The sequence below is a fragment of the Pseudomonas sp. Z8(2022) genome (assembly GCF_025837155.1).
Classification (GTDB): domain Bacteria; phylum Pseudomonadota; class Gammaproteobacteria; order Pseudomonadales; family Pseudomonadaceae; genus Aquipseudomonas.
In genome coordinates, this window is the sequence record NZ_CP107549.1 from 13,939 (window position 1) to 26,278 (window position 12,340).

The window sequence follows — 12,340 nt, forward strand, 5'->3', positions numbered from 1 at the left end:
TGCGAGGGATCATCGGAGGCGCTTATGTGGGAGCAAGTTGATCGAGACAAACTGTTTGCCGAAGTCTGGGCCGAGCCGGTGCAATCGGTGGCCAAGCGCTACGGGCTGTCGGACGTTGGCTTGAAGAAGCTGTGCAGTCGCTTGCAGATTCCCACGCCACCCCGAGGCCACTGGGCCAAGTTGAAAGCGGGCAAAGCGGTAACCGCCCCACCAACGTTGCCGGTGTTCAAAGGGAATCCTCGCCACCTTCACCGCTTTGTGGCGCAACCGGTCAAACCGGCTGGAGAGGCGCCACCGCTGGATGAGCGTCTCTTGCCAGTAGTGGCGGTTGAGCGTGACCCCGCCAATCACATCCGGGTACCGAGCCGGGGTACGCACTGGCACCCACTGGTGGCGGCTACCCGCGATGCCTTCAACAGTGGCTACAAAGACAACCGAGGGATACCGATTCCGGGTGGTCGGGGATTCGATATCGCCGTCTCGGTTGGTCAGCGCAAGCGGGCATTTCGGGTTCTGAATACCCTGGTCAAAGCCTTGGAAAAACGTGGCTACAGCCTGCGTCCTGGTGATCGGCACATGCAGGTCGAGATGTTTGGTAGCCACTTCACGCTAGGCATCTACGAACCCACCAAGCGCTCCAACTATGTTCCAACGGAAAAGGAGCTGGCGGCCAAAAGTCGTGGAGAACAGAGCTATTGGCCGCGCTATCAGTACACCCCGTCGGGAACGCTCGAAATCCGTTGCGGCGATGGCCACGACGCGGTGGTCAAAGACACGGTGCGGCAACCCATCGAGGAGCAGCTCAATCTGGCGGTGGAGGTGATGGCCAGGCGGGCGATCAGCAGGCTTCGCTACCAGGAAGAGCAGGAGCGCTTGGCGGCGATCCGCGAAAAGCGGCGCCAGGAGGCCCTGGCGCAGCAAGCAATTCAGGACGCTGAGAAGAAAAGGCTGGAGCAGCTGATTGCAGATGCGCAGCGCTGGCAACAGGCGGAAACCATCCGGACATTTTTACGCGCCCAAGAAGCCTTCGCCCTGGAAGCTGGCGCCTTATCTGATCAGCAGCTGACGTATCTGGCATGGGCTCGGGCTAAAGCGAATTGGCTGGATCCGCTGGTAGCGCAGCCAGACGCGATATTGGATCAGAAGATAAAGATTCCTTACTAATCCATCAGCAAGGCCGACGGTGACGGCGGAGGCGATTCATTTCTGCCACATAGCTGCCCAGAAAACTCGATGAGATTGGGTCGTAATCCTCCGTGCAGGCTTATTTGGTCAAGAGTGGCCTGACCTCGGCTATAGGTAAGCCTTTTTCTTGTTGGGATCTTATTGCCCCCTTTGCTTTGAAATTTTCAATCAGCGTGTGGGCCTTTGAGGCATGTATGGCGAATGGGGCATTACGTGCCCACTCTTCAGGGGCTGAGCACTCATCCACGGTAACGATTGTTCTTGCCCCATAGCGCCGCTGCATGACCGGCTCTGCGTAGCTTGCAAGCTCTGCTGCTAGGGCATGGTCTAGCGTAAGCGTCCGCCCTGCACCCACGGCCTGCCCTAGCCTCGAATAGCCACAATGGTGCCCACCATTTTTTAGTGGACACCATTGTGGATACGCCCCCCTCTACTCCTCGCCGCAGTCGCCGCCCCAACTTTTCGGTGGAGTTCAAGCGTCGTGTCGTCGAGGCCACGCTATTGCCCGGCGCATCCGTCGCGTTGATCGCCCGAGAGCATGAGGTCAACGCCAACCTCGTCTTCAAATGGCGCCGTCACTATCGGGAGGGGCAGCTGGGGCCAGTTGCCCACCAGGTTACTTTGTTGCCGGTCAACCTGAGCAAGGCGCCGACGCCCTCAGCGGAAGAGGCAATGCCACTGCCGTCGAGTCCGGGCGGACTGGTTGTGGAGTGCGGTCGGGTCACCTTGCGCATTGAGGGCGTGCCCGACCCGCAAACCTTGCAACTGGTCTTGCAGCAGGTGTTGCGATGATTGCCCCGCCCATCGGGACTCGCATCTGGATCGTGGCTGGAGCCACCGACATGCGGCGGGGGTTCGATGGCCTGGCGGCCCTGGTGCAAACCCAACTTGAGGCGGATCCGTTCTCCGGCCAGATCTTCGTGTTTCGGGGACGGCGCGGTGACCGGATCAAATTGCTGTGGTGGGATGGCGATGGCTTGTGCCTGTTCTGCAAGCGGCTTGAGCAGGGGCGCTTCGTCTGGCCGCAAGCCACCAGCGGCAGCGTCTCCTTGACGACGGCACAACTCGCGATGCTGTTGGAGGGCATCGATTGGCGCCGACCGCTGCGCACCGCACCGGTACGAGCAGTCTGATGTTCAACGCTTGAGAACACCAGTAACATCGCGCCATGACTTGCGCGACCGACTTCCTTCCTGACGACATCCAGGCCTTGAAAGCCTTGGTTACCGCCCAGCGCGGGGAAATCGAGCACCTGAAACTGATGATCGCCAAGCTGCGGCGCATGCAGTTCGGTCGGCGTTCCGAGCAACTCGATGGCATGCTCGACCAACTGCAACTGACGCTCGAAGAGTTGCAGGTCAGCCAGGCCGCATTGGCCTCGCCACCACCAGCCCAATCGCGCCCACGTACACCCGTACGCCGCAAGCCATTGCCCGAGCATTTGCCCCGTGAAATCCACGTCCATCGACCCGATGCGCAGTGCCCAGGCTGTGGCGGCGAACTTCGTCATCTGGGCGATGACGTGGCCGAAGTTCTGGAGTACGTGCCGGCGCGCTTCAAGGTGATTCGCCACGTGCGGCCCAAGTTGGCCTGCCGCTGCTGTGACGGGATCGTGCAGGTGCCGGCCCCGAGCCGACCGATTTCCCGGGGTCTTGCCGGGCCGGGATTGTTGGCCCATGTGCTGGTGTCCAAATACGTGGATCATCTGCCGCTGTATCGGCAGTCCGAAATCTATGCGCGTGAGGGCGTGTCCCTAGAGCGCTCGACCATGGCCGACTGGATCGGCGAAGCGAGCCGGCTCTTGCAGCCATTGGTCAGCCGGTTGCGACAGCACATCATGGCCGCCAACAAAGTCCACGCCGACGACACGCCGATCGCCGTGCTCGCCCCCGGCCAGGGTAAAACCAAGACCGGACGCTTGTGGACGTATGTGCGCGACGAGCGCCCCGCAGGTAGTAGCACGCCGCCGGCGGTCTGGTTTGCCTACTCGCCGGATCGCAAAGGCGAGCACCCCCGAGCCCATCTCCGGGGCTTCGCCGGGACGTTGCAAGCCGATGGCTATGCCGGTTTCGCGCAACTCTATGCCTCGGGCACGATTCACGAGGCGGCATGCTGGGCACATGCTCGACGCAAGTTTTTCGACCTGCACAAGGCACTGGCCTCGCCGATTGCGGCTGAGGCCCTGCAACGGATTGGCGCGCTATACGCCATCGAGGCGGAAATTCGCGGACAGCCGCCCGATCAACGACGCGCAGTGCGGCAGCGGCGAGCCAGCCCGCTGCTGGCGCACATGCACATCTGGCTTAATCACACGCTGACGCAATTGCCGCCCAAATCGGCATTGAGCGGTGCGATCCACTATGCCCTCGCACGTTGGCAGGCGCTGACGCGCTACTGCGCGGATGGCCGCATTGAAATCGACAACAATGCCGCCGAACGGGCCCTGCGTGCAGTCGCCCTGGGTCGCAAGAATTTTCTGTTCGCCGGTTCCGACGCAGGCGGAGAAAGAGCGGCGGCGATCTACAGCCTGGTCGGTTCAGCCAAGCTCAACGCATTGAACCCACAGGCTTATTTGACGCACGTGCTGGAGCGCATCGCCGACTACCCAATCAATCAGCTCGACGACTTGCTGCCCTGGAATATTGCTCTGCCTACCCTAGAACATGAGGCCGCTTGACCCATGCCCAACGTCACCCGTTTGCCCAAGCCGGCGAACGACCGTCTCCTGCAACTGCACATCGAACTGACGTGGATAAAACCCGCCATCTGGCGCCGGGTCGCCGTGCCCGAGCGCATCACCCTGAGCAAACTGCACCAGGTTATTCAGGCGGTGATGGGCTGGAGTGACACCCATCTTCATGAGTTTGAAATCGCTGGCGAAAGCTACGGTATTCCCGATCCCGACTGGGGCCCTCCGGTCGTTTCGGAACAGCGCAAGACGCTGACAAAGGTGCTGTATGGGTCGAAGGCGTTTCGTTACGTCTATGACTTTGGCGACAACTGGGAGCACCGGATCAAGATCGAGCGGCTGTTGCCGGCCATTGCGTGCCCGCATGTGCTGTATTGCATCGACGGCGCCAATGCCAGCCCGCCGGAGGATGTCGGCGGTGCACCGGGTTACGCGGATTTTCTGGACGCGCTTGCCGACCCCGAACATCCCGAATACTTGGACATGCTCGACTGGTACGGCGATACCTTCGATCCCACGGCATTTGACCGCGACGACATCAATCAGCGTCTGAAGCGGATTAAAGTCTGAGGGTCAAGACGGTAGAGAGCGGACGCTTACCGCCAAAGATGCGTACGTCTGATCCCACGGGTTGATGACCGGCAGATCTAGAAAGGCATCAGAGCGTTTCTTGGGTGGGGTAGTTGTTTGGCTCACTGGGTTGGCTCCGGCTATTGATCAAGCCACCAATCTGCCTTGAGTACCCAGAGTTAAAGGACTCCAAAAGGGGAAGGGGCGGGCCAAAAGGCTCGGCGTGACCCCCGCTAGGTCAGCAGCTTCCCTGTTAGCAGAGCGTGTACGGCATGTTCTGGCAAACTGCCAGTACCCCTCTTTACCCTGTTCACCCAGAGCGCTACTGTGATTCAACGCAGCCATAGATTGCCGCATGACCAGGATGACTTCAGCACGCGTAGCAGGCGTCAGGTGCTACCGGAGCTCCTCCATCCCAGCTGTTTGATCGACAAGCTCGGCCTGCATTTGCCTCTACGTTTCTCCATGGATGAATTACATGACGCTGCAATCTCCAGCCAGCCGGCCTCTGACAGTCAACGAAAGGAATCTCGTACGGGACTGGATATTGGAACTGGTGCCAGGAGACGGCACCGCAGTAGGCAATAAGACCTTAAGACAGAGGCTTGAACAGAAAGCAGAGCTTCATGACTTCGGCGTTACCGACGAGGAATATTGGTCAATTCGAGAGGAACTGATCGCACAGGGCAAACTACAGAAAGGCAGTGGTCGAGGTGGTTCTGTGTTTCGCTTCGACAGTAGCTGGAAACCGACCACCCAACAGATTGCCGATGATCCGTCCAGCTGGGAGGACTTGGATGAGCCGGCCAGCGATAGCCCGGAAAGCTTGGAAAAACTGCGCAGCCGTCTCCTAGACCTCAGCGCGAGAAATAGGCTGCTGAATTTCTCACACGCTCGCTCAAAGCGTTTTGCTCGAATAGTCGACGAGCTTCCCAACCATCTATTTGAGTCGCTAACGGCCGAGCAGACGATGCGTTTCGCGCCGGTTCCTGAGCCGACTGAACGCCAGTTGATCGAGCATGGCTATCTCAGGTACGACGAGCAAACAGGTAGCGTCAGTGAGTTGAAGAAGCCGCCAACGGCGGAAACTTGGGCGCAAATCCTTGGTATAGAAACCAGCTACGAGCTACCAATAAGATCGGAATCGTTTAGCGACAAACACGCTGACGACGCTATTCAAACTCTGTACTACCCAAGCGAGCTGGAGTCCCGCCTGCAAATATTGCATGCGCAGTCCCGCCTTTCGCTCGATGAAACCGGTGCCAACATCCTCTACCTAGCACTCGGATTTCTGGAATGGGACGAGTCGGTAGCCGGTAAGAACAGCGCGCGCCTTGCCCCTCTCATGCTGCTTCCCGTCCGCTTGGAAAAAGGGAAGCTCAATCCCAAAACAGCAACCTTCGACTATGAGGTTCTATATACCGGCGAAGACATTCTCACCAACCTCTCGCTTCGAGAGAAACTACGCCGTGACTTCGGGATTGCACTGCCGCGCATAACTGAAGGCCTGATGCCTGAAGAGTACTTCGCTCGTGTCGGGGAAACTGTCCTCGAAGTGAAGCCTGACTGGAAGTTGCATCGCTTCGCCTCCGTGGGCTTGTTCGAGTTCGGCAAGCTGATGATGTATCTGGATCTAGAGCCCGGAAAAAACAAAGCGATACTCCAGAACAGTCTGGTGCAGAGGTTGATTGGTCTGGCAGACAGCGAGCGTCCGGAATCTGCTGTCAACGGATTCAGCAGCGAGCACGCCATCGACGAGCTCCAAGATGTACACCAGAACTATCCACTGATTGATGACGCGGACAGCTCACAACACAGTGCACTAGTCGATGTAATGCGTGGCGAAGACCTGGTGATCGAGGGGCCACCTGGTACCGGCAAATCACAGACCATCACCAACATGATCTCCGCGGCCATGGCACAGGGCAAAAAAGTGCTCTTCGTGGCAGAGAAACGCGCAGCGTTGGAGGTTGTTAAAAGCCGTCTCACGCGCGCCGGGCTGGGAGAGTTCTGTCTGGAGCTACACAGCCACAAAAGTCAGAAGAGCGCGGTGGCCGCGAGCATTGGGCAGCGTATCAGTAACCGAGGAAGCTACCGCCAGCCCGGTCAGCTGAGCGATTTGATCAACAACTACGAGCGGCTGAAGCAGCAACTCAACGATCATGTTCGCCAGCTGCACACTCTCCATGCCAATACTGGTCTGACCGCTCACCAGATCCTAATGCAAGCTACACGCTTGCGTGAGAGCCTTGCTATCCGTCCTGCCGATTTCCATCCTTCCAGTCCAACCAACCTGGATAAGCACCAAGTTCATGAGCAGGCAGGTTACTTTGCTCACATCTACGCAAAAACGGCTGAGGAGGCAGGTCAGAGCGGCCAGCTTGAAACTCATCCGTGGTTTGGCTGCACCAAGACGCAAATCAGTGGGCTAGAACGATCCGAGCTCCTACTCCAACTGAAAAGCGCCATAACAGCACTCGATGAGTTAGGCGCGGTGCGTACCAAGGCGTCGGCTAGCCTTAAAGTAGCTGAGATTGCCACTCTATCCCCCATAGCCACCCAGCAGTTGGCAAGTGCACTCATGGCCATGCCAATGCCCAAAGGTGACGAGGATTGGGACTTAATCAGCCGACTGGATGCCTCAAGCTGTGAAGCGCTTCAAGACTGGCTAGAGGGCATGGATCAGTTGATGGAGCAGCAAGTCACCCTGAACCAGGCCCTGCACTCCAACGTTATTGGCTCTCCTACCGCGCTCGAAACGATCAAGAAATCCTGCGCCCAAATACGGCAGCACAACGACAGTAGCGGCCTTAAACTGGATGACCTCTTGGAGTTGATCCAAGAAGCCCAAGAGCTCATTGATGAAGCGCCTAGAGCTCAGCTACTGATTAAAACCATAGGAAAAGCACCAGCCGCGCAGTCGCTCAAAACTGATAAGCAAGGTATAGAGCAGTTGCACCTGCTGCTTGAACTGGTGCTGGAGATGCCTATTGTCCTTGCTGAATGGCGTCACAAACGCTTCGAAGATGCCTCGCTGGACAGAGTACTACCCGAGCTCAGTGAGCTGATAGCAGACATCAAACAGCTCGAAACGAGATCCGCCAGCGTTTTCACCCTCGACCGCCTATCTAACCATACACGGCTTGAAGATCTTCAACGTGTGCTCGAGGACAGTTCACTATTCCGCTGGTTCAAAAGCGGCTGGCGAGCAGCCAAGGCTGAGGTTTTAGCCATGGTACGCCCAGGCATCAAACTAAAGGCGGCTCTTAAGGCTCTGCCAGACGGCATAGCCTACAAGCGTCAGCATAACCGCCTGGCAACTGAACCTACCTTCCGTGAGGTGCTCGGCGATCACTTCAGAGATGAGCGAACCAAAACCGCTGAACTTATTGCTTTGCGCAATTGGTACCGCATGCTGCGGGATAGATGTGGACGTGGCTTCGGTGGCAACGTTTGGATTGCAGAATATCTGCTCACAGAAAGTACCCAGGTTCTAGAGCATTTGTTGGGTGAGGCCAGTGAACTGAAAGAGTACCTTTCGGACGTCCTATCCCATCGCAATGAGCTTGAAGACATACTTGCCCTAGATGGCCATCAACTCAAATCAGAAGATTTACTGGCCCCATCTGGCTTGTACATGCGGCTCATCACGGAGTTGGGCGGAGCACTCAACGCACTTTTGCCTCTGATCAACGAGCAGGCCCCGACTACCGGCCGCGTACTAGCACTCGCTCAAGCGGTCGAGAACTGGCAGGAACGCGCCGCTGCCCTAGAGAACAATGCCGAACTGATCGCGTGTTTGGCGGGAGAAGAGCTGCCCCGCTTCGATAACCTAGTCGAGGCACGTGGTCGCCTGATCGCCTGGCGTCACACCGTATCCTTCGTCCGACCGATTATGGGCCTGCCAATCCGCCACGTGCTCGTGCCTCAACTCGCAGCCTGCACTACCAAGCAGGCCGAACAGCTGGTTAGTGACTGGAACACCCTAGGCCAGCAGCTGGTAGAGGCTCTGCGGGCGTGGGAGCAATCCTTAGCGGGATTTATCAACAAAGCCGAAGTAGAGCCGGCACATTGGTGGAAACGTGTCGATCAGGACGATCTTACGGCTCTCAAGCAGCGTATGGAGTGGGCGGCACAAAACGAAGAGCTGCTTGAGCACTGGTTGGAATACCGCCGCCTACGCAAGCGACTTGCGGACTTGGGTTTTGAGGCGGTGGTATTCGCCGTCGAGAACCAAACCCTCCCGGCAGAGAGAGCTAAAGATGCCTGCCTGCTGGGGCTGGTGGATCTCTGGGCTAAACAGATACTTGAAAACAACCCGGCTCTTGGGCAGTTCTCAGGTAAGGATCAGGAGGCCATCCGCGCCCGCTTTGCCGAGATAGACCGCCAGCTCACCAAGCTTCAACGCGAGCAGTTGGCGGCGAAGATCGATCAACACAAGGTTCCGGAAGGCAATAACTCTGGCCGAGTGAAAGATCGCACTCAGCTCGCCCTGCTCAAACACGAGGCTGGCAAAAAGACTCGCCACGAATCCATACGGTCGCTAATGCTACGCGCCGCCGAAGCCCTGCAAGGGTTAAAACCCTGCTTCATGATGTCGCCCATGGCCGTTGCTCAGTACCTACCGCCTGACAAGGTGCATTTCGACATTATCGTCATGGACGAAGCCTCGCAGATGCGCCCGGAAGAAGCCTTGGGCGCCATCTCTCGCGGTAGCCAGCTGGTTGTAGTTGGCGACCCCAAACAGTTGCCGCCTACCAGTTTCTTCTCCCGCCAAGGCGGTGATGATGACGAAGAAAGTGAAGAACTCTCTCTGGCACAGGATTCGGAAAGTATCCTCGAAGCAGCCATGCCTCTGTTCAAGCTGCGCCGCTTGCGCTGGCACTACCGTTCGCGCCACGAAAGCCTGATCGCCTTCTCCAACAAAGCCTTCTACGACGGCAACCTGGTGGTTTATCCATCACCTCATCGCGAATCGAACGAATTCGGCGTGAAGTTTGTGCGTGTGGCTCGCGGCCGCTTCGTCGAACAACGAAATGTTGAAGAAGCCGATATCGTTGCCAAGGCCATCAAACACCATTTGTTGCACCGCCCTGAAGAATCGCTCGGCGTCGTCGCCATGAACGTGAAGCAAGCCGAACAGATCGACCGAGCCCTGGAGCAACTTGCCAAACAGAATCCTGCTCTCCAAGAAGCGATCAGCCGCAACGAGGAAAGCGACGAGCCGCTGTTCATCAAGAACCTGGAAAACGTTCAGGGGGACGAGCGCGACGTTATTTATATCTCCACCACCTACGGCCCGATGGAGATCGGCGGCAACGTGCCCCAGCGCTTTGGCCCCATCAACGGAGCGGATGGTTGGCGCCGTCTCAATGTTCTGTATACCCGCTCCAAGAAGCGCATGCAGGTATTCGCCTCTTTCACCGCTAGTGACGTGCTTGTAACCGCTAGCTCCAGCCGTGGCGTGCTTGCCCTCCGTGACTTTCTGCAATACGCCGAATCGGGCCAAATACCGCATATCCGTGAAACAGGCAGAGCCTCAGACAGCGACTTCGAAGTTGCCGTCATCGAAGCGCTGGAGCTCCACGGCTATCAGTGCGAGCCGCAGGTGGGGGTTGCCGGCTTCTTTATCGACCTCGCAGTGCGCGATCCTGGCCAACCTGGTCGCTACCTAATGGGCATCGAGTGCGATGGGGCGGCTTACCATTCGGCCAAGTCGGCCCGTGACCGTGATCGTTTGCGTCAGAGTGTGCTGGAACAGCTCGGCTGGCGTATTCGTCGTATCTGGTCGGTAGACTGGTTCCGCAACGCCAAGCTGCAACTCGAACCTATCCTTCAAGAACTTGCTACATTGCGTACCGAGCCGGCCTTGGAGGCAGAGCCAGAACAACAGGCCGAAGAACAGATCATCCAGCAGGTCGCCGAGGAGCAAAGCCAGCACGCTGAGAAAATTTCCCAGGACGGCGGCACCACCCTGCGGGAGAAGCTGCTCTATCTGGATCAGGAAATCATCCGGCCTGCTCTTCCCGATACCCCGGACAATCGCCGCCTGTTGCGACCTGCCATGCTGGAAGCATTGTTGGAGTTCAAGCCGGCCGACCGCAGCGAGTTCCAACAGCTGCTACCGGGCTACCTGCGTGAGGGTACCGATCCTGCCGAGGGACGTTTCATCGATGACATGCTCTCCTTGATCAACGATTACGCCTAGGCAGACCACGTTAGTGCACGGCGTGGAGAACCCGGCTGGTAATACCAATAAGGACGTAAAGGGTGGTCTGTTGGCCCTACGTACCTGATGGGGCATGTCCGGATGCTATCTGGTCATTTTGCGCGAGAGCTCTTCATCCGGATCAGCCGCTCGTAGCCCCTACAGGAAGGCAGCCAGGGCATCGGAATCCTTCAATTCGAGGCCCTTGCAAAGGTGAATTTGCTTACTGCCAGATGCGAATTTTGGGGTTTCCATCAGCCTGCCTTCTGCCCTACTCTGAACCGTATTGGCAGGTTGCCAATCCTGGGTGAACGGCACCCTCTACCCGGCTTGTGTGTGCTCTCAGCAGGCTATGCGGGAAATGACATTTATTGCGGTCATTCCGGCGGAAAATGTCACTTTATGCGGCGCAAACGTGACAATAATTCTGCCCGTTTCTCTCGTAAGTCATTGATTTTACTAAAGGGCTGAATGACAGATTTACTGCCTCTCTACATCTCTGCTGGCTAAAGCGAAACCCCGGCCTGGACGCCGGGGTTTTTTATTGCTGCTATGGCAAAAGGCCTACACGCGGTAGCGGCATGCGCCTCTCTCCTCGCTGGCGAGGTCTGTCTACTCTATGCGCTATGCGGGAGATGGATATCCCGAGTCAAGGAAGACAGACCGTGCCCAGGACGGCACACGACAGGATGTTGGAAGGTCATAAAAAACCCGCTTCGGCGGGTTTTTTGTTGTCTGCGGAAAAGCCGGTTCATCAGGCCCACCAGTAACGCACCATATGGAAGAACACCGGAGCAGCAAAGCAGACAGAGTCGAGACGGTCGAGCATGCCGCCGTGGCCTTCGATCATGTGGCCCCAGTCCTTCACCCCGCGGTCGCGCTTGATCGCCGACATCACCAGGCCACCGGCGAAGCCGAGTATGCACACCAGCAGGGCGAATAGCCCGGCCTGCCAGAAGGCGAACGGAGTGATCCAGCAGAGCATGGCGCCGATCAGTGTGGCCAGGGCTACTCCACCGACGAAGCCTTCCACGGTTTTCGAAGGCGACAGGTTGGGCGCGATCCTGTGTTTGCCGAGCAGCTTGCCGCAGACGTACTGCAGCACGTCGGAGAGCTGCACGACGATGATCAGCCAGGCGATCAGTAGCAGGCCACGACCCTCATAACCGGGGATATCCAAGGTCAGCAGCGCCGGTACCGAGGAGATGCAGTACACGGCGATCATCAGGCCCCACTGCACCTTGGCTGCACGCTCCAGGTAGCGCGTGGTGTCGCCGCCCAGCGAGGCAAGAATCGGCAGCAGCAGGAACAGATAGACCGGGATGAAGATGGCAAACAGGCCGTACCAGTCCAGCGCAATCAACAGGTACTGCATCGGCAGGGCGAAATAGAAGGCCGCTACGAGCGCCGGGTAGTCACTGCGCCTTGTCGGTGTCAGGGTCATGAACTCGCGCAGGGCGTAGAACGACACGAAGTAGAACAGCAGGATCACGCCGTTGTTGCCGAACAGGAAGGCGATGCCGATCACCAGCACCATCACCCACCAGGCATTGATCCGCGCGTTGAGGTTGTCGATCACCGGGTTCGGTTGATCGCCGCTGCGCCGCTTGAGGACGAAACCGATCAGGCTGGCCAGCAGAAGCAGCGCACCGATACCGGCGAACAGCAGCAGAGTATTGCGATCCATC

Annotated in this window: 7 protein-coding genes; 6 read left to right on the forward strand and 1 reads right to left on the reverse strand. The window is 57.9% G+C overall.

What is annotated here, in order from left to right; all coding sequences use genetic code 11:
- Positions 1–24 precede the first annotated feature (24 nt).
- The 6 genes from OEG79_RS00045 (at position 25) to hhe (ending at position 10,652) form a co-directional block, all read left to right on the forward strand.
- Positions 25–1,164 (forward strand): hypothetical protein, encoded by a 1,140-nt coding sequence (locus tag OEG79_RS00045; RefSeq protein ID WP_264146879.1) that lies wholly within the window; start codon positions 25–27, stop codon positions 1,162–1,164.
- Positions 1,165–1,599: 435 nt separating this feature from the next.
- A complete protein-coding gene (gene tnpA / locus OEG79_RS00050; RefSeq protein ID WP_157782037.1) occupies positions 1,600–1,977 on the forward strand; it encodes an IS66-like element accessory protein TnpA in 378 nt (125 codons plus the stop codon).
- Positions 1,974–2,318 (forward strand): IS66 family insertion sequence element accessory protein TnpB, encoded by a 345-nt coding sequence (tnpB, locus tag OEG79_RS00055; RefSeq protein ID WP_003291615.1) that lies wholly within the window; start codon positions 1,974–1,976, stop codon positions 2,316–2,318. The genes tnpA and tnpB overlap by 4 nt, the downstream gene beginning before the upstream one ends.
- 35 nt (positions 2,319–2,353) lie before the next feature.
- On the forward strand, positions 2,354–3,862 hold the full coding sequence (gene tnpC, locus OEG79_RS00060) for an IS66 family transposase (RefSeq protein WP_033987516.1): 1,509 nt from the start codon (positions 2,354–2,356) through the stop codon (positions 3,860–3,862).
- Between the two features lie 3 nt (positions 3,863–3,865).
- A complete protein-coding gene (locus tag OEG79_RS00065) occupies positions 3,866–4,444 on the forward strand; it encodes a plasmid pRiA4b ORF-3 family protein (protein WP_003291613.1) in 579 nt (192 codons plus the stop codon).
- 478 nt (positions 4,445–4,922) lie between these two features.
- Positions 4,923–10,652, forward strand: a complete 5,730-nt coding sequence (gene hhe, locus OEG79_RS00070; RefSeq protein ID WP_264146880.1) for a DUF4011 domain-containing anti-phage protein Hhe — start codon at positions 4,923–4,925, stop codon at positions 10,650–10,652.
- A 754-nt stretch (positions 10,653–11,406) separates the two neighbouring features.
- Here the strand turns inward: hhe and OEG79_RS00075 are convergent.
- Positions 11,407–12,339 carry a phosphatidate cytidylyltransferase gene (locus tag OEG79_RS00075; RefSeq protein WP_264146881.1) on the reverse strand — a complete coding sequence of 311 codons (933 nt, stop codon included), beginning with the start codon at positions 12,337–12,339 and terminating at the stop codon, positions 11,407–11,409.
- Between the last annotated feature and the right edge of the window lies 1 nt (position 12,340).